The organism is Sphingobium sp. TomTYG73, assembly GCF_055394245.1.
In genome coordinates, this window is sequence record NZ_AP027340.1 from 372328 (window position 1) to 389399 (window position 17072).

At 62.5% G+C, this 17072-nt stretch carries 16 protein-coding genes; 9 read left to right on the forward strand and 7 right to left on the reverse strand.

Translation table 11 applies throughout. The features are described from left to right. Window positions 1-53: 53 nt before the first annotated feature. The 3 genes from ACZ5TH_RS14605 to ACZ5TH_RS14615 form a co-directional block, all read right to left on the reverse strand. Window positions 54-797 (reverse strand): glucose 1-dehydrogenase, encoded by a 744-nt coding sequence (locus tag ACZ5TH_RS14605; RefSeq protein WP_460988460.1) that lies wholly within the window; start codon window positions 795-797, stop codon window positions 54-56. Beyond that, entirely contained in the window at window positions 797-1843 is a 1047-nt protein-coding gene (locus ACZ5TH_RS14610; protein WP_449469757.1) for a hypothetical protein, read from the reverse strand. The genes ACZ5TH_RS14605 and ACZ5TH_RS14610 overlap by 1 nt, the downstream gene beginning before the upstream one ends. Before the next feature lie 135 nt (window positions 1844-1978). Beyond that, window positions 1979-3574 carry a class I adenylate-forming enzyme family protein gene (locus ACZ5TH_RS14615; RefSeq protein ID WP_464795682.1) on the reverse strand — a complete coding sequence of 532 codons (1596 nt, stop codon included), beginning with the start codon at window positions 3572-3574 and terminating at the stop codon, window positions 1979-1981. Between the two features lie 136 nt (window positions 3575-3710). Here ACZ5TH_RS14615 and ACZ5TH_RS14620 point away from each other — a divergent pair, with 136 nt between their 5' ends. The 8 genes from ACZ5TH_RS14620 to ACZ5TH_RS14655 are packed head-to-tail and all read left to right on the forward strand — an operon-like array spanning window position 3711 to window position 11116. After that, entirely contained in the window at window positions 3711-4889 is a 1179-nt protein-coding gene (locus ACZ5TH_RS14620) for an acyl-CoA dehydrogenase family protein (protein ID WP_464795683.1), read from the forward strand. Continuing rightward, a complete protein-coding gene (locus tag ACZ5TH_RS14625) occupies window positions 4886-5944 on the forward strand; it encodes a phosphotransferase (protein WP_464795684.1) in 1059 nt (352 codons plus the stop codon). The genes ACZ5TH_RS14620 and ACZ5TH_RS14625 overlap by 4 nt, the downstream gene beginning before the upstream one ends. 18 nt (window positions 5945-5962) lie before the next feature. After that, a complete protein-coding gene (locus ACZ5TH_RS14630) occupies window positions 5963-6937 on the forward strand; it encodes an NAD(P)H-dependent flavin oxidoreductase (RefSeq protein WP_449469763.1) in 975 nt (324 codons plus the stop codon). A gap of 2 nt (window positions 6938-6939) precedes the next feature. Next, window positions 6940-7824, forward strand: a complete 885-nt coding sequence (locus ACZ5TH_RS14635; protein WP_449469765.1) for a crotonase/enoyl-CoA hydratase family protein — start codon at window positions 6940-6942, stop codon at window positions 7822-7824. 19 nt (window positions 7825-7843) lie between these two features. Beyond that, complete coding sequence (locus ACZ5TH_RS14640; protein ID WP_449469766.1) at window positions 7844-8263, forward strand: nuclear transport factor 2 family protein; 420 nt, start codon at window positions 7844-7846, stop codon at window positions 8261-8263. Between the two features lie 17 nt (window positions 8264-8280). Next, the gene (locus ACZ5TH_RS14645) at window positions 8281-9042 is read left to right on the forward strand and encodes a 3-hydroxyacyl-CoA dehydrogenase (RefSeq protein WP_464795685.1); all 762 of its coding nucleotides are present in this window, start codon (window positions 8281-8283) and stop codon (window positions 9040-9042) included. Between the two features lie 29 nt (window positions 9043-9071). Beyond that, complete coding sequence (locus ACZ5TH_RS14650) at window positions 9072-10307, forward strand: serine hydrolase domain-containing protein (protein ID WP_464795686.1); 1236 nt, start codon at window positions 9072-9074, stop codon at window positions 10305-10307. Between the two features lie 14 nt (window positions 10308-10321). After that, window positions 10322-11116, forward strand: coding sequence for an SDR family NAD(P)-dependent oxidoreductase (locus tag ACZ5TH_RS14655; protein WP_464780075.1), 795 nt, complete (start codon window positions 10322-10324; stop codon window positions 11114-11116). 83 nt (window positions 11117-11199) lie between these two features. On the opposite strand, the gene ACZ5TH_RS14660 is transcribed toward ACZ5TH_RS14655, so the two are convergent. Next, window positions 11200-11481: a hypothetical protein gene (locus ACZ5TH_RS14660; protein WP_464795687.1), complete on the reverse strand. Its 282-nt coding sequence runs from the start codon at window positions 11479-11481 to the stop codon at window positions 11200-11202. A gap of 214 nt (window positions 11482-11695) precedes the next feature. Between ACZ5TH_RS14660 and ACZ5TH_RS14665 the strand changes: the two genes are divergently transcribed. Then, window positions 11696-13018 (forward strand): MFS transporter, encoded by a 1323-nt coding sequence (locus ACZ5TH_RS14665; RefSeq protein ID WP_464795688.1) that lies wholly within the window; start codon window positions 11696-11698, stop codon window positions 13016-13018. Window positions 13019-13047: 29 nt separating this feature from the next. Here the strand turns inward: ACZ5TH_RS14665 and ACZ5TH_RS14670 are convergent, their stop codons facing one another. From ACZ5TH_RS14670 to ACZ5TH_RS14680, 3 genes are read right to left on the reverse strand one after another with little or no spacing between them, the layout of a single operon-like run. Then, window positions 13048-14433, reverse strand: a complete 1386-nt coding sequence (locus tag ACZ5TH_RS14670; RefSeq protein WP_464795689.1) for an FAD-binding oxidoreductase — start codon at window positions 14431-14433, stop codon at window positions 13048-13050. 40 nt (window positions 14434-14473) lie between these two features. Then, the gene (locus tag ACZ5TH_RS14675) at window positions 14474-16219 is read right to left on the reverse strand and encodes an N-acyl-D-amino-acid deacylase family protein (RefSeq protein ID WP_464795690.1); all 1746 of its coding nucleotides are present in this window, start codon (window positions 16217-16219) and stop codon (window positions 14474-14476) included. Continuing rightward, window positions 16216-17070: a hypothetical protein gene (locus tag ACZ5TH_RS14680; protein ID WP_464795691.1), complete on the reverse strand. Its 855-nt coding sequence runs from the start codon at window positions 17068-17070 to the stop codon at window positions 16216-16218. Before ACZ5TH_RS14680 ends, ACZ5TH_RS14675 begins: the two co-directional genes overlap by 4 nt. Window positions 17071-17072 lie beyond the last annotated feature (2 nt).

Genomic DNA, 17072 nt, shown 5'->3' on the forward strand with positions numbered 1-17072 from the left:
CGATCCACCCGGCGTCAAGAGTCCAGCCATGGGTTCCGGAGAGGCGGAGGCGGTTAAAGCGAGCTGACGAGGTGCCCGCCGTCTACGACCAGTTCCGCGCCCGTGATGTAGGAGCCAAGGTCCGACGCGAGCAGGAGCAGGGCGCCGTCCAGATTTACCGGGCTTCCTATCCGGCGCTGCGGTATCCGGTTGATCATCGCCTTGCCCGCGTCCGTTCCCCAGAAATGCTCATTCAAGGGCGTTACGATGTAGCCGGGGCACAGGGCGTTCACGCGGATATCGTAGCGCGCCCATTCCAGCGCCATGACCTTGGTCATCTGCACCAAGGCGGCCTTTGAAATGGCATAGGGGCCAAGCTGTGCGCCCTGCCGAAGGCCAAGGATGGACGCGATGTTGATGATGCTGCCCGGCCGACCTGCCGCAATCATGGCGTGCGCCGCCCCGCGCGCGACCAGATAAGCACCGCGCGCATTGGTATCCATGACGCGATCCCATTGCGACGCATCCTGATCAAGCATTGGACCAGCGCTTACGACGCCAGCATTGTTGATCAGGATGTCGACGGCGCCGACCTCTTCCCACAAGCGATCGACGGAGGCGGTGTCCTGTACGTCGAGCGAGATGGCGCGCGCGTGGGGGAGCGATGCGGCAAGGCTTTCCAACTGGTCGCCACGCCGGGCGGCGAGGATCAGCTGAACACCCTCGGCAGCGAGCGTGCGCGCGAAGTGCGCGCCGAGCCCGCTGCTTGCCCCGGTGATGAGCGCGGTCCTGCCCGCCAGGCTGAAGGAGAGAGGCATCAGGCCGCCAGTGCTTCCTCTGGCTCCGGGGGGAAGATGGACGGCTTGCCGGGATCATAGGTCTGGACCAGCAAGCGGATGAACTGTTGATCGGTGAGCGGATCGCTGGGCACTTCGAAAGTGGCGCCGCGTGCGCGAAGATCGGTGATCAGCATGTCGAACACCTGATCATGGCTGATGTCGTCGGTGTGGTCGAGCGACTGTTTGAGTTCGCGATAGTCCATGAAGATGTCCGCGCCCCAGTGGATGAGGAAGCGGAACTCGTCTTCCGGTATCTTCTGGATGACTTTGCCGTCCGTGGTGATCTGCCAGCCATTGGGATCTTCGGGATCGGCGCTCATGAGCGAATTGATCGCGAGCCCTTCGGGTCGGCGCAGGGCGGCGGGGCCGCTGGCTTCTGCCGTGTGGTACATCATTTCATTTTCAACGACGACCGCGCGGCTCCACATCGGCGCCTTGATCTGGGCGGGCTGGCCCTGCGGGCCATCAGGCCAGTAGTTGAAGCCGCCGCCGACCTTGCCCTTATAATACCAGGTGATCACCTGCGCCTTTTTCGCGCGCCAATGTTCGAACAGGCCGGACTTCACCATGATGTTCATCAGCCATACCGGCGATGTCTGCATGGAGATGCCACGAAAGCGGGTGCCGTCGACATGGGGCGCCCCAGCGCCGGGACACGGCCCCTGAATGTTGAACAGCATATTTTCGGGCCGGGCGTATTCGGCCTTCCAATATCCCCGAACCAGATCGAGGAATTTCTTGTTGAAGAAACAGTCTTCGATATCGGGATGCTGGACCGTCGATCCTTGCGCGAGATAGCCACGGAATACCGGCGAAAGGAACATGTCCCATGTGGGGGTAAAGCCTGGGGGAAGGCCGCCCGAGGTCGTCGCAACGACTTCTTCGGGTGACTTGAAATGTTGTGCCAGGATCAACGACCAGGGGCCGTTTTCCCGCACGACGTTCAGCATGCGGCGATGCTGGTCGTCGGTATAGGCGCTTTCGATGATCTGGGGCGGGGCCACTGGGCGGAACTGGGTGGTCATGTGAACTCTCCTGAGTACCTACATCGTCGGCCACCCCTTAATTTGTAGACAGGGAAAGCTGAGGCGGCTCGCTAACCAAGTGAGTCCTAACTTATTCCGGCCCTCGCTGCAAGTTATGACAACGATTGATGTATTTCATGTGGGGCCGCTGACCGGCGTTTGGGGCAGCCATTCGCGAACTGCGGTTTTCAACAGCTTGCCGTTGGCATTGCGGGGAAGCGGCCCCTCCACAATGTAGACATGGTCGGGCACCTTGTAGTCAGACAGATGCCGTGCGCAGAAGTCGCGCAGGATTGCGCCGTCTGCCTGGTCGGGTGCGACAACGAACGCTTCGACCCGTTCGCCCAGGACAGGGCAGGGCCTGCCGATCACGACGGCCTCTGTGACGGCCTCATGCGACATGAGCATGTTTTCGACCTCGACCGAGTAAATCTTGAAGCCGCCGCGATTGATCATGTCCTTCATCCGGTCGAGCACGCGGATATAGCCGTTCGCGTCCATCGTGCCGATGTCACCCGATTTCCAATAGCCGGCGGTAAAGCCCCGTTCCGTTGCTTCGGGGTTGTTCCAGTAGCGCGGTATCGTCATCGCGCCCGCGATCCAGATTTCGCCCTGCTCCCCGCGCGGGCGTTCGCGGCCTTCCTCATCCATGATCATGATGTCGGCATAAGGAAGCGCCTTCCCCACCTTGTCCGGATGAGCGGGACAGTCGCCAAGCGGCATCATGACGGCCGGGGAGGAGGTTTCGGTCGATCCGTAGATGTTCACCAGCGTTAGTTGCGGGAGCTGTACGGCAAGTGTTTCGATGCTGGATTCGGCCATGGGCGCCCCGCCGAACGCGCCAATGCGCCAGCTCGACAGGTCGAAGTCCGCGAAATCGGGCTCCATCAGGCATAGCTTGTACATGGCCGGGACCATGACGACGTAGCTCATGCGTTCGGCCTGCGCGAGTTCCAGGAAGGGGCGGGCCTTGAATGCCTGCTGTATCACCACCTTCCCCGCGACCCGGATGCTGAGCATCAGGATGAGGCCGATCCCGGTGACGTGCGAGGCAGGGACCGTGAGGACCATCGATTCGCCATCCTTCAATTGCAGGTGCTGCTGGCTGCCGATGCAGATGGTAACGATGCCGAGATGCGTGAGAACCGCGCCCTTGGGGCGGCCCGTGGTGCCCGAGGTGTAGAGGATGCAGAAGGGGTCATCTTCGCTAACGGCCGAGCGTTGTGGGGCGTCGGTCAGCGCTTCGGGTGTGGTTTTGGACCAATGGGCGGCTTCGTCGGAATAGCGGAGCCAGTGGCGCAGTTGGGGGTGGTCGGAGCGGCCGGGCAACTGGTCTTCCAGCGCATCGTCATAGATGATGGCTGCGGCGCCGCTGTCGTCCAGCACATAAGCGGTTTCCGGCGCGCGCTGGCGGATATTCATGGGCACGGCGATCAGGCCGAGTCTTGCCGCCGCCAGTAGCAGCGTGGAATAATCGGCGCGGTTGGACAGCAGGATGGCGAGCCTGTCGCCCGTCGCGAGGCCGAGAGATGTCAAACGCGCGGCGCAGGCGGCTACGCGGGCGGCGAGAAAGGCGTAGCTCCACCGATCGTCGCCGTCGACCAGTGCGATCGCGTCGGGTGACCGGCTGACGGCGTCCAGGAACATGGCGTAAATGTCTGCGGGGCGATCCTGATGACAATTGACCAGCCTGCCGTGATGCACTTCCTTGCGGAGTTGCAGATGCTTCATCTCTTTATCGGTCCTCTCCGTGCGACCTGCCCTGCTATGACGGGCGCGAAAGCTCTTATATGGCTTTCTAATTACACCTTGCATTGCGGTTCTTCCCTTGGCAAGCGCCAAGAAACGAGAGGCGCGGAGACAAGCCATGGCAGATCATGAGGGTGATGCGGCGATTGCTCGAAGGGTCGAGAATTTCGTCCGCGACGTGGTCGTTCCTTATGAAACGGATGGCCGTCGGGACGATCATGGTCCGCTGGATGCGCTGGTGCAGGAAATGCGGGCCAAAGCGCGGGAGGCGGGTGTCCTGACGCCGCATATCCGCGCGGACGGAACGCATCTTAGCCACCGGGCGACGGCGCGGGTGCTGCGCGCTTCGGGATTGTCGCCGCTGGGGCCGCTCGCCTGCAACACCAATGCGCCAGACGAAGGCAATATGTTCCTGTTGGGCAAGGTCGCTACGGCAGAGCAGAAGAGCCGCTACCTCGATCCGATGGTTGCGGGGAATGGGCGCTCCTGTTTCCTGATGACCGAACTTGCGACGGAAGGCGGGACTGGGTCGGACCCGTCGATGATGCAGACCCGGGCGCGGCTGGAGGGCGGCGAATGGGTGATCAATGGACGCAAGGCTTTCGCTACAGGATTCGCGGGAGCCAGCTTCGCCATCCTGATGGCGAAGACGGAGCGGGATGACGGTACAGCGGCTGCGACGATGTTCCTCGTTCCGCTGCCGCACCCCGCGCTGGTGCAGGAACGGCTGATCGGCACGATCGATAGCTCGATGCCCGGCGGTCATGCGGTGGTGAAGGTCGAGAATTTGCGCCTGCCGCCCGAGGCCGTGCTGGGCGCGCCGCATGAGGGGTTTGCCTACGCACAGGTTCGGCTGGCCCCGGCGCGGCTCACCCATTGCATGCGCTGGCTGGGCGCTGCGACGCGCGCGAATGAGATTGCGACGGACTATGCGGTCAAGCGGCAGGCGTTCGGCAAGCCGCTGATCGACCATGAGGGCGTTGGCTTCATGCTGGCGGACAATCTGATTGACCTGAAGCAGTGCGAGTTGATGATCGATTGGTGTGCGGACGTGTTGGACTCAGGCGGAAAGGCGATCACGGAAAGCTCCATGGCGAAGGTGGCTGTGTCGGAGACGCTGTTTCGGGTGGCTGACCGGTGCGTCCAGGTGATGGGCGGAACCGGGGTCAGCCATGACACGATCGTGGAGCAGGTGTTCCGCGAAATCCGCGCCTTCCGCATTTATGACGGGCCGACGCAGGTGCATAAATGGTCGCTTGCCAAGAAGATCAAGCGCGAGGCGCTGGCGAAGTCATGAATGCCGAGGAACTGAACGCCGGGCTGTCCGAAGTGCGCGAGGCGCATCGGTTCGATGAGGGCGCGTTGCGGGCTTGGCTGAAGGAGCATGTGCCCGAGGCGGAAGGGCCGCTGACCGTGCGGCAGTTCAAGGGCGGGCAGTCCAATCCGACCTTCCGGCTGGACGTTCCGGGCCGTTCCTTCGTCATGCGCCGCAAGCCGCCCGGCGTTACGGTGCCCGGCGCCCATGCCGTGGATCGCGAGGCGCGGGTGATCGCGGCGCTGGGCAAGGAAGGTTTTCCGGTGCCCCGCATCTACGGGCTTTGCACGGACGATGCGGTAATCGGCAGCTGGTTCTATGTCATGGAGTGCGTCGAAGGGCGCGTTTTCTGGAGTTCGCGTTTCGAGAATGTCGCGGCGGAAGAGCGGGTCGCCTATTTCGACGCTATGAACGCGACTTTGGCGCAGCTTCACAATTTCGATCCCGTGGCTCTGGGCCTCGATGATTTCGGGAAGAAGGGCAATTATTTCGAGCGGCAGATCGCGCGATGGTCGCGCCAATATCTGAATGACGAGGCGGCTGGCCGCGACGTCAATATGGACCGGTTGATCGAATGGCTGCCAGCGAATATTCCCGCTGGGGATGAAAGCCGGATCGTCCATGGCGATTATCGCGCCGATAATATGGTGTTCCATCCGACCGAGCCGCGCGTCGTGGCGGTGCTGGATTGGGAGCTTTCGACGCTTGGTCATCCGTTGGCGGATTTCGTCAATCACCTGATGATGTACCGGCTGCCGCCCGCCATCCTTTCGGGGCTGCGGGGTGCCGATTTCGCTGCGCTCAAGCTGATGCCCGAGGAGGAGTATATCGCCGCCTATTGCCGCAGGACCGGGCGGGACGGGATCGACCATATGGGCTTTTACCGCGCTTTCGCTCTTTTCCGGCTTGCGGCCATCTATCATGGCATTAAGGCAAGGGCACTACGCGGAACGGCCGCATCGGCGCATGCAGAAGAACTGGCGGCGCAATATCCCCTGCTCGCCCAATTGGGATGGAGCGAGGCGGAAGCGGCCTGATCAAAGGGGAATGGTGGAATGAAGACCCGGATTACCGAGCTTACTGGCACGCGCTATCCCATCATCCAGGGTGGCATGCAGTGGGTGGGCCGCGCCGAGTTGGCTTCGGCGGTGTCCAATGCTGGCGGTCTGGGCATACTGACGGCGCTGACCCAGCCGACGCCCGAGGCGCTGGCCGCCGAGATCGAGCGGTGCCGCACGATGACGGACAAGCCGTTCGGCGTGAACCTGACCATTTTGCCGACCGCGCAGCCGGTTCCCTACGAAGCCTATGCGGAAGTCATCGCCGGATCGGGCGTTGGCGTGGTCGAGACCGCCGGGCGCAGTCCCGCCGAGTTTATTGCTCGGTTCAAGCAGGCGGGTGTCAAGATCGTGCATAAATGCACTGCCGTCCGCCATGCGCTGTCGGCCCAGCGGGCGGGCGTCGATGCTGTGTCGATCGATGGGTTCGAAGCGGCTGGTCATCCGGGCGAGGATGACATTCCGGGCATGGTGCTGATCCCCGCTGCGGCGCGGGCGCTGGACATCCCGATCCTGGCGGCGGGCGGCATGGCGACCGGGCGCAGCATGGCGGCGGCGCTGGCTTTGGGCGCGGAAGGCGTGACGATGGGCACCCGGTTCATGCTGACGAAGGAAGCGCCGATCCATGAGGCGATCAAGCAGGCGGTGGTGCAGGGGACGGAGCGCGATACGACGTTGATCTTCCGCCAGCTACGCAACACGGCGCGCGTCTTCCGCAATGCCGTCGCCGAGGAGGTGAACGTCAAGGAACGAGAGCCCGGTGCTACCTTTGAGGATATTCGGCCGCTGGTCGCCGGTGCGCGTGGTCGCGCTGCGCTGGAGAGTGGCGAAGTGGATGGCGGGCTGGTCTGGGCGGGGCTTGGCATCGGTTTGATGGACGATATTCCGACATGCGCCGAACTGATCGAGCGCATCGTGGGCGAATGCCGCGAGGCGCTGGGCCGCGCCGTGGCGCTGACCGGGGAGGCATGAACATGAGCTACAATACAATTCGCTATGAGGTCGAGGATGACGGCGTCCTGCTGCTGACGCTTAATCGACCGGACAAGCTGAATGCCTTCACGGTCGAGATGTGCGAAGAGCTGGTCGACGCCTATGGCCGGGCGAGCCAGGATGATGCGGTGCGCGTGATCGTGGTGACGGGCGAGGGCCGTGCTTTCTGCGCAGGCATGGATCTGTCGGTCGGCGGCAATGTCTTTGGCCTGGACGAAAGCATGACGCCGACCATGGAGGATCTGCGCGAGCGTGGTGATGATCCGGCTATCCTGAAAGGCGTGCGGGATACGGGTGGGCGCGTCGCGATGGCGATGTATGATTGCCTGAAACCGATCGTTGGCGCGGTGAATGGCGCGGCGGTGGGTATTGGATCGACCATGCTGCTGCCGATGGATTTCCGCTTTGCTTCGGACAAGGCGCGCTTCGGCTTTGTCTTTGGACGGCTGGGCATCACGATGGAGGCGTGTTCGTCCTTCTTCCTGCCGCGCATTGTCGGTTTGGAGCAGGCGATGGAGTGGGCGTACAAGGCCGATATCTTCGATGCCGCCGAAGCGCATGACAAGGGACTGGTGCGCGGCGTGTTCCCGGCCGAGACGCTGGTCGAGGAGGCGAAGGCCTTTGCCCGATCACTGGTCAAGGACCGTTCGCCCGTTTCGATCGCGCTGATCCGCCAGATGCTGAACCGCAACAGCGCGCAGCCCGATCCGTGGCAGGCGCATCTGACGGAATCGCTGGCGGTATTCTACACCAGTCAGGCGGACGGCCGCGAAGGGGTTCGCGCCTTCAATGAAAAGCGGCCAGCGGACTTCACGGGGAAGGCGTCGCAGATGCCGCCCTTCTTCCCTTGGTATGGCGAAAAATAATTCAACGGAGAGGATTGAGATGATCACGCTGGAAGACAAGATCGCGATTCAGGAATTGATCGCCCGTTTCACCCGCTGTTCCGACTTTGGCGATTGGGAAGGCGTTGCCTCCCTCTTCACGCCCGAGGTTGTGACGGAGATGGAGGGCCTGCCCATCCGCTATGAAGGCGTCGAGGCTCAGGTTGAACATGCCAAGGAGTCGGCCAACCAGACCGAAGGCAAGAACCGCCACTATAACTTCAACATGATCGTGTTCGAGAAGGACGACGCAGTATATGCGGAATATGCCTTCATGAACGCCAACGCAGGGCATGCGCCGATGAGCGCCAAGATCGTCGTGACCGGCCGTCAGCGGGATACGGTGGTGAAGACAAGCGACGGGTGGAAGATCGCGCGCCGCTTCGTTCAGTTCGACCAGTCGTTCAGCCTTGATTTCTAAGCCACGGAGGAACGGTCGTGGACATTAAGAATTTGTGCGCTGTCGTCACCGGCGGCGCTTCGGGACTGGGCAGTGCGACTGCGGAAAGGCTGTCCGAGCTTGGCGCTCGCGTGGCGATCTTCGACTTGAACGAGGAAGCTGGCGCGTCGCTCGCCGAACGGTTGGGCGGCAGCTTCCATAAGGTCGATGTGACCAGCGCCGAGTCCGTGGACGCGGGGCTGGCAGCGGCCGAAGCGAAGCTGGGGACGCCGCGTGTGCTGGTGAACTGCGCGGGCATTGCGCCGGGCTTTCGTGTCGTGGGCAAGGATGGTTCGCCCCATCCGCTGGACGCGTTCCGCAAGGCTGTCGAGATCAACCTGATCGGCAGCTTCAACGTCATTTCGCGCTTTGCCGCCCTGCTCTCCGCCGCCGGGCTGGATGGCGAAGAAGCGGGTGTGATCGTCAACACGGCGTCCGTCGCTGCCTTTGATGGGCAGATCGGCCAGGCTGCTTACGCAGCGTCCAAAGGCGGTGTCGTGGGCATGACGTTGCCGATCGCGCGCGATCTGGCGCAACATCGCATTCGCGTGATGACGATCGCGCCGGGCATTTTCCTGACGCCGATGCTGCAAGGCCTGCCGCAGGCGACGCAGGATTCGCTGGGCAAGCAGGTGCCGCACCCGTCGCGGCTGGGTAAACCAGCAGAATTTGCGAAGCTGGTTCAGAATATCATTGAAAATCCGATGCTGAACGGAGAGGTGATCCGTCTGGACGGCGCGATCCGCATGGGACCGCGCTGACCGTTCGCCATCTAAGAAGGATTGCTGCCATGATCGAGACTAGCCCGGACGTCATCAGCCTGCCGGAAACCGAGGCTAAGCTGCGCGAATTTGTCGAGCAGGGCGTCATATCGGGCGGCATCCTTGCGTGGGGAACCGCGGATGGTCCGGTTCGCTACCATGGAGAAGGCGTGCTGGGCTATGCGCGCCAGGATGGCGTGGACGAGCGGTCCATCTTCCGCGTCTTTTCCCAGTCGAAGCCGATCACCGGCATCGGCGCGATGATGCTGATCGAGGATGGCGTCATTGGTCTGGACCAGCCGATCGGGGAGATATTGCCCGCTTTCGCCGAGATGCGCGTCATCGAGGGTGATGACCCGGAAGTGACGCGGCCAGCGGTTCGCCCGATCACTGTCCGCCACCTGCTGACCCATACGGCGGGCTTTGGCATGGACGGCATGACATTGGGCGAGCTTTATACGAAGCATGGCGTGGCGCCGGGTTCGCGGGAGTGGGTGCCGGGTCCGGGCGATCTCCCGGTGCCGGCAACGCTTGCCGAATTGGGCGAGCGTATTGCCGCCCTGCCCTTGGCGACCGATCCCGGCACGCGGTTCGATTACAGCGTCGCGCTGGACGTGCTTGGGCTGGTGATCGAGGTGGCGTCGGGCATGCCGTTCGAAACCTTCCTGAAGACGCGCCTGTTCGATCCACTGGGCATGGTGGATACGGGCTTTGCCATCACGGCGGATCAGGCCGCCCGCTTTGCCGATCTTCCCCAGCAGGAGGAGGACGGGACATGGGCATTGGCCGATGATGCGGCGGACAGTCTCTATGCGCGGCCTTATTATCCGTCGGGCGGCGGCGGCATGGTGTCGACGGCGCATGATTATTCGCGTTTTGCCGCCATGCTGCTCAACGAGGGGGAGCTGGACGGCGTACGCATTCTGAAGCCGGAGACGGTGCGGATCGCACGATCGAACCTGCTGCCCGACGCGGTGACGCATGTGGACGTGCCGATCGGTTATACGCTGTCGAACGTCGGCATGGGCGCAGGCATGTCCGTATCGCTGAAGGCGAGTGAGCAGACCAACAGCTTCTTTGACTGGCCGGGTTCGGTGCCAGCGGGTGTGTTCGGTTGGCCGGGTGCTGCGGGGACGGCATGCTGGATGGACCCCGAACGCAAGTTCTTCCTCCTGTATCTCACGCAATATTGGCCGACCTGGTTGAACGGCAGCATGCGGCCTGAGATTGTCGCGGCGGCCTATCGCGATCTGGAGAAGCAATAAGGAGGAACGCTGCCATGCCGATATTGGACAATGACGCCGACTTCACGCCCCGGCTGGGATCGCCCGGCACTGGCGTCGTGATCACGGGCGGAGCTTCCGGTATCGGACTGGCGGCGGCGCATGCGCTGGCTGCCGTCGGTCGGCCGGTCGCCCTGTGGGACATCAATGCGGAAGGTGCGGCCGGATCGGCGAGCATCATCGAGAGCCGCTATGGCGTGCGCGCGGCGGGTTTCAGCGTCGATCTGCGCAACCCGCAGGCCGTAACCCCCGCCGCCATCGCGACACGGGCGGCGATCGGCGCGATCGGTGGCATCGTGCACTGCGCGGGCACGGCCGAAGCCACGGGCATCGACGGAGTGACGCCGGAAAACTGGGATGCGGGACTGGCGCTGCATGTCCGGTCGATCGTCCTTATGACCCAGGCTTTTCGCGAAGATCTGCGCACATCGCCGGGGAGCGCCATTGTCGCATTGTCATCCATCAACGCGACGCTGGGCAATGGGATGATCCCGATCTACAGCGCCGCGAAGGGTGCGGTGATATCGCTGGTCCATTCGATGGCGGATGAACTGGCGGCTGATGGGGTGCGCATCAACGCGGTGAGTCCCGGCATGATCGATACGCCGATCATTGCGGAGACCAAGGCGCATTTGCCGGGGCATTTCGAGCGGCGGATCATGCTGGGCCGCTATGGCGCGCCGGAAGAACTGGGACGCGTCATCCGTTTCCTGATGTCGGATGAAGCGAGTTACATGACGGGCGCGGAGATCGTCGTGGACGGCGGCAACATCAATTCGCAACGGCAATAGGACTGCCGTCGCACTACGCTCGGGAAGAGGGCGCTGCGGTCAGGTCAGCCGTAGCCGACCCCCATGCAGCGCCCCGGCACGCCTTAGAGGCGGTTCACTTCCTTGGCGGTCAGGCTGGTGACCAGACCCTTTTCCGCCGTGCTGAGCGTGGTTACGGGAATAACCACGAAACGGCCGCTGTAGATGATCTGGACGCCGGTCGTTTCGCCCGCGTTATTCTTCAGGATGCGGTCGATAAAGCCGACCTTGCGGCCGTCGACCGTCTTCACAAGTGCATTGGTCTTGATCGCGGGCGCGTCAGCGGCGATCGCCGCAGCGGAAAGCGAGAGCGACAGAGCCGCCGCGAAGGCAATAGAAAGCTTCATGATAATCCCCTTGTGGATAGACAAGGGGCCGATAGCACGCTGTAAAACGAATAATAAGACACCCTGTGTTGCAAAAAATGCAATTTGCGTTTCGGGTTCGGAATTTGGCGGATATGGGATGGGATCGGCGGCTGGCAGCGCCTGATGAATGGAATGGGGAGGTTTCAGCCGGGATGATTGGTGTGCTTTTCCACCTTCACGAATGTCGGTTCGCATGACCGGGCAGGCGCGTGAGTCGGGGCCGCGCCTCGCGGCATTTTCCGTGACGAGCATCGCGACCGGCGGGTTCAATATTCCGCTCCAGACCTATTTGCCTGCCTTTTACGCGACGGTGATCGGCATGGACCTGGCGACCGTCGGGCTGGTCTTCATGATCAGTCGCCTGTGGAGCGCGGCGGCCGATCCGGTGATCGGGTGGGCTTCGGACCACACACGCACACCCATTGGAAGGCGGAAACCCTGGATTTTGGGCGGCGGTGTGCTGTTCCTTCTGTCCCTGCTCGCGGTCTTTTCCCCGCCTGCCGGAGCCACGCCGCTCTATCTTGGTGGGTGGCTGTTGCTGCTGTGCCTGGGGTGGACTGCCACGTCCACGCCGCTTTACGCCTGGGGTGGGGAGATGGCGTCGTCGCCGGTCGAGCGAGCGCGTATCCAAGCCTATATCCAGACAGGGTCGTCCATCGGCATCTTTCTGGTGCTGGTATTGCCTGCCGTGCTGGACGCGCTGGGCCGGGGCAATCCTGAGGTTCGGGTCGGATCGATGGGGGCGCTCGTCGCCGCTGTCCTTGCTGTTGGCATGGTGCTGATCGCCTTTCTCTTTCGCGAGCCGTCGTTGCCGGAACGCGCCTCCACAGGCGTTAACTGGCGGCAGGGGATGAAGGCGGTGCTGACCGATGCAGCGCTTTGGCGGATCGTGGCGTCGGATTTCTTCGTCGCGCTGGGGCAGGGCTTTCGCACTGCCGTTTTCCTGTTCTTCGTGACGCGTTACATGGGCATCGCTTCACCTGCCATGCTGCTGATGCTGCAATATGCATTCGGCATGGTCGCAGCGCCGCTATGGGCGCGGATCAGTTACCGGTTCGGGAGGCTGAGAACGCTGATCATGGCCGAGGGCGTGCAGGTTGCGATCAACCTGATGGTACTGTTCCTGACGCCGGATCGCATGTGGCTGTTCATCCTGCTGATCGTGGGACAGGGGCTGACGCAGGGATCGGGCAACCTGATGTTGCGGTCGATGATCTATGATGTGGCAGACCGTCATCGCGAGGGTAGCGGCGTGGAGCGGGCCGGGCTGTTTTCATCCGTGTTCAATGTGACGACCAACGCGGCCTATGCGGTGGCCGTGGGCATCGCCTTGTCCGTCGTGGGCTTGCTCGGATTTGATCCAAGGTCTTCAGGATCGGCAGGGGTGGCGGGCGTACATCTGTTCTTTGCGATCGGTCCCGCCGTTGGACATTTGCTGTCGATAATGGTGATCAGCTGGAAGCGCGGTAGCAGCGGCGGAAGGCTGGACGCTGAAAGCCGCCTGCCTTCCGCGTGATCCTCAGATTCCGATGAACGAGGGTTGTGTCAAAGGTCGATAACCTTTTCAGGGTTCATGATGCCATCCGGGTCGAGTGCCCGCTTGATCTGGCGCATCACCTCGACAGCGGCGCCATGCTCCGTAACGAGATGGGCTTTCTTGCCAATGCCGATGCCGTGCTCGCCAGTGCAGCTGCCCTCCATGGCGAGAGCGATTTCGACGATCCGTTCCGACAATGCCTTCGCCTTTTGCGTTTCCTCGGCCGAGTTCGGATCGAAGACGAGGATGACATGGAAGTTTCCGTCGCCGACATGACCCACGATCGGTGCAGTAAGGCCACTTGCCTCAATGGCGCTGCGCGTTTCCTCTATACAGTCGCAAAGCCGCGAAATCGGGACGCAGACATCAGTTGCGATCGCCTTGCACCCTGGCCGCAGCGCGAGATTGGCATAATGGACCTTGTGGCGTGCTTCCCAGAGGGCGGTTCGGTCCTCCGTCTTCGTCGCCCAGGTGAACTGTCCGCCGCCATTGTCGGTGGCGATCTGTCCGAAGTTTTCCGCCTGTTCCGCAACGCCCGCAGGCGTGCCGTGAAATTCGAGGAACAGCGTCGGGCATTCGCGATAGTTGGTCCGACTGTAGGCATTTATCGCGCGGATCTGTAGCGGATCGAGCAGTTCGATACGGGCGACGGGAAGGCCGATCTGGATCGTCTGAATCACTGCGTTCACCGCGCCGCGCACTGTTTCAAATTCGCAAACGGCGGCGGAAACCGCTTCTGGCTGGCCATAGAGGCGCAAGGTTACTTCGGTGATGATGCCGAGCGTGCCTTCGGACCCGACGAACAGCCCGGTGAGGTCGTACCCGGCCGCGGATTTACGCGCCCGCCCGCCGGTGTGGATGATCCGGCCATCGGCAAGCACTACCGTCAGCCCCAGCACATTCTGCCGCATCGTGCCGTAGCGAACCGCGTTGGTGCCGGAGGCGCGTGTGGAAGCCATGCCGCCGAGAGATGCGTCGGCGCCCGGGTCGACGGGGAAGAACAGGCCCGTGTCGCGCAACTCGCTGTTGAGCTGCTTCCGGGTGACGCCCGCCTGCACGGTGCAGTCCAGGTCTTCTGGACTGACGCGCAGCACCTGATTCATGCGGGAGAGGTCGATACAAAGACCGCCTCTTGCCGCCAGAAAATTGCCTTCCAGCGATGTGCCGGTGCCGTAAGGCGTGACGGCGATGCCCTGTTCCTTGCAGAAAATGACCGCTGCGGCGACTTCCTCCGTGCTGAGGGGGAAGACAACCGCGTCCGGGGGCATGGCCGGGTAGAAGGTCTCCGCCCGGCCATGATGATCGCGGATGGCAGCGTTGTCGCTGAACCGATCGCCGAACATGGCGCGCATGGCGGCCCAGTCAGCTTGCGGGACATGTACCGCTGTTGCCATTTGCATCTCTCCCGTGGGTCAGTGACCCACGTTACAACGCTCAGGCATATTCCTCCACCGTGTTAGCTGGTGCGGTTTGAGCGCCCCTGACGAGCCGCCCGGGCCGCGCGCCGGTCGCGTTGTCGGTGCGGCGGATGGCTTCGCCCGAGACGATGGTGGCAACGAAGCCGGTGGCCTTCTGGTCCAGCCGTCGCCCGCTTCCGGGCAGGTCGTAGCGTATATGAGGAGCGTGGAGACGCAGGGCCTCAAGATCGATGATGTTGATGTCCGCCTTGTAGCCGGGAGCGATCCTGCCCCGGTCGCGCAGGCCCATCGTCTCGGCCGGGCGTGAGGTGAGGGCGCGGACGGCCTGAGGGATGCTGAGCTTTGGCCCTGCGCGATCGCGGGTCCAGTAGGTCAGCAGGAAGGTGGGATAGCTTGCGTCGCAGATTGCCGCATAATGGGCGCCGCCGTCGCCCAGTCCCATGACCGTGTCCGGGTGCGTGATCAGGTCATGCACCGTGTCGAGGCTGCCATTATAGAAGTTGCCGAGTGTGTTGTAGAGCATCCCCCTGCCATCGCCGCCGTTCATCATGAGGTCGTAGGCGACCTGTTCCGGTGTGAGGTTCACGCTGCGCGCTTGAGCGCCGACGCTGCTTTCCGCCGGAGGTTCATAGTTGGGCGGGTCGGACAGGGGGAATATCCAGTCCCAGTTGCGGGTCATCATCGCCAGGGGATGGCCCTCATGCGGTTGTTCCGCGATGAGCTTTGCGCGAAATTCCGGGTCGCGCAGATGCGCGAGTTGTTGATCGAGGGGGAGAGCGGCGATCGCCTCATAGCTTGGGCAGAGCGAGAAGGGGTGGCTGGACAGTTCAAAGCCGCAGATCATGCCGACAGGGCGGGGGAGTATTTGCGGGCTGATTTTGAGGCCCTGCGCATTGGCTTCCTCGCAGATGCGGAGCGCGTCCTGCCAGACGGGCTCACCTGTATTGGAGGTGCCAAGCGTGAAGGTGGCTGGCCGGTTCGCCGCCTTTGCGACGGTGAGAAGGTGGGCAAGTTCGTCGGTCCAGCTGGAGAAGGGGGCGTCCAGCACCATCTGCAACACGCCGGTATTCGCATCCCGCATGGCGCCCGTAATGGCTTTGAGTTCCTCGACATCGGCCTGATAGCTGGGGATATTCTCTCCGGCCTTTGTGCGATGGATGAGGAGGCGCGAGGTTGCAAAGCCGATCGCGCCCGCGTCCAAGGCTTCGCGGGTGAGGGCCTGCATCTTTTGCAGGTCGGCAGGGGTCGCGGCCTCGCGCTGCGCGCCTCGTTCGCCCATCACGAATACGCGTAAGGGGCTGTGCGGCAGAAGGGCGGCAATGTCGATGTCGCGGGGGCGGCTTTCGAGGGCGTTCAGATAGTCTGGGAAGCTTTCCCAATCCCAGCTGAGCCCTTCGGCCATGACGACTCCGGGGATGTCCTCGACACCCTCCATCAGGCGGATCAAACGGTCGTGATCAGCAGGGCGGCAAGGCGCGAAGCCCACGCCGCAATTGCCGATCACGACCGTGGTCACGCCATGGGAGGAGGAGGGGGAGAGTTCCTCCGACCAGATGGCCTGACCATCATAATGGGTATGGATATCAACGAAGCCGGGCGTGACGGTGAGGCCCGTTGCGTCGATGACTTCGCGGGCTTTTCCGGTAAAGGCGCCGACGCTGACGATTTTTCCCTCATGGATGGCGACATCGCCAATGAAGGGCTCGCCGCCGCTGCCGTCGACGATGGTGCCGCCACGGATCAGCAGGTCGCATGCGTTCATTCGGCTGCCCTCGCGATGGGTTCGAGGCTGGTCTTGCCGTCCGACGCCCAGAAGGCGCCTTCTTGTGACGTATCGACCTCTTCGACGCCGCGCACGCCCAGCGCCTCGCGCGCTTCGGCCAGCGGCAGGTGGAATACGGTTTCGAGCTTCTTCATGAAGAGGGCCTCGCTTTGTTGCCCCACCTTCATGCCGCGCTGGATCGCGTTGACGGCGGTCGGCCACACTTCGGGATAATGCAGCATCGTGCGTACGGTGTAGCGGAGCGATCCGAAAATCTGGATCATGTTGACCTCCGCCGCGAGATGCGGGTTGCGCATATGCTTTGGCACGTTGGTCAGGCGATACCAATAGGGCACCAGTTCGCCCATGAAATTGAAGCCGCCGCCGCAAAGGATATGTTCGAAGTCATGCGTCTGGCCGGAACGCAGATTGTAAAATTGAAGCTGTGTTTCCGGTTCTTTCCAGGGCGTGATCTGGATCTCATAATCTCCGGCCGTCATCTGCTGGTAGAAGATGCCGCCCAGGGAGCCGGGTTCATATTGTTGGAAATCTTCGATCTTGTAGGTCGAAATGAAGCCTTCGCTGAACCAGGCGTCCAGTTCGGGATTTACCTTTCTCTCCTGCGTGAACATGTCTTCGATCGCGTCGAAGTCGCGCAGTGAATCCAGGATCGGGAGGAACTCGTACATTTCCGCAGGCGGCGGCACGTCGGAGCCGTTTCGCCGCAACAGGATCATCGCCAGCCATTCGCGCAGGCGCGGATTGTTCAGATATTTGGACGATGAGATGAGTATGCTGCTGTCCGTTTCGACGGGCATCAGGCCGCGCGCGAGATAGGGAATGTCGACCATCT

What these genes read in the sequence shown, in the direction of transcription:
- ACZ5TH_RS14630 (WP_449469763.1), top strand. Translation starts at nt 5,963, where the DNA reads ATGAAGACCCGGATTACCGAGCTTACTGGCACGCGCTATCCCATCATC.
- ACZ5TH_RS14620 (WP_464795683.1), top strand. Translation starts at nt 3,711, where the DNA reads ATGGCAGATCATGAGGGTGATGCGGCGATTGCTCGAAGGGTCGAGAAT.
- ACZ5TH_RS14670 (WP_464795689.1), bottom strand. Translation starts at nt 14,433, where the DNA reads ATGGCAACAGCGGTACATGTCCCGCAAGCTGACTGGGCCGCCATGCGC.
- ACZ5TH_RS14605 (WP_460988460.1), bottom strand. Translation starts at nt 797, where the DNA reads ATGCCTCTCTCCTTCAGCCTGGCGGGCAGGACCGCGCTCATCACCGGG.
- ACZ5TH_RS14635 (WP_449469765.1), top strand. Translation starts at nt 6,940, where the DNA reads ATGAGCTACAATACAATTCGCTATGAGGTCGAGGATGACGGCGTCCTG.
- ACZ5TH_RS14660 (WP_464795687.1), bottom strand. Translation starts at nt 11,481, where the DNA reads ATGAAGCTTTCTATTGCCTTCGCGGCGGCTCTGTCGCTCTCGCTTTCC.
- ACZ5TH_RS14665 (WP_464795688.1), top strand. Translation starts at nt 11,696, where the DNA reads ATGACCGGGCAGGCGCGTGAGTCGGGGCCGCGCCTCGCGGCATTTTCC.
- ACZ5TH_RS14615 (WP_464795682.1), bottom strand. Translation starts at nt 3,574, where the DNA reads ATGAAGCATCTGCAACTCCGCAAGGAAGTGCATCACGGCAGGCTGGTC.
- ACZ5TH_RS14675 (WP_464795690.1), bottom strand. Translation starts at nt 16,219, where the DNA reads ATGAACGCATGCGACCTGCTGATCCGTGGCGGCACCATCGTCGACGGC.
- ACZ5TH_RS14640 (WP_449469766.1), top strand. Translation starts at nt 7,844, where the DNA reads ATGATCACGCTGGAAGACAAGATCGCGATTCAGGAATTGATCGCCCGT.
- ACZ5TH_RS14650 (WP_464795686.1), top strand. Translation starts at nt 9,072, where the DNA reads ATGATCGAGACTAGCCCGGACGTCATCAGCCTGCCGGAAACCGAGGCT.
- ACZ5TH_RS14680 (WP_464795691.1), bottom strand. Translation starts at nt 17,070, where the DNA reads ATGGTCGACATTCCCTATCTCGCGCGCGGCCTGATGCCCGTCGAAACG.
- ACZ5TH_RS14610 (WP_449469757.1), bottom strand. Translation starts at nt 1,843, where the DNA reads ATGACCACCCAGTTCCGCCCAGTGGCCCCGCCCCAGATCATCGAAAGC.
- ACZ5TH_RS14655 (WP_464780075.1), top strand. Translation starts at nt 10,322, where the DNA reads ATGCCGATATTGGACAATGACGCCGACTTCACGCCCCGGCTGGGATCG.
- ACZ5TH_RS14625 (WP_464795684.1), top strand. Translation starts at nt 4,886, where the DNA reads ATGAATGCCGAGGAACTGAACGCCGGGCTGTCCGAAGTGCGCGAGGCG.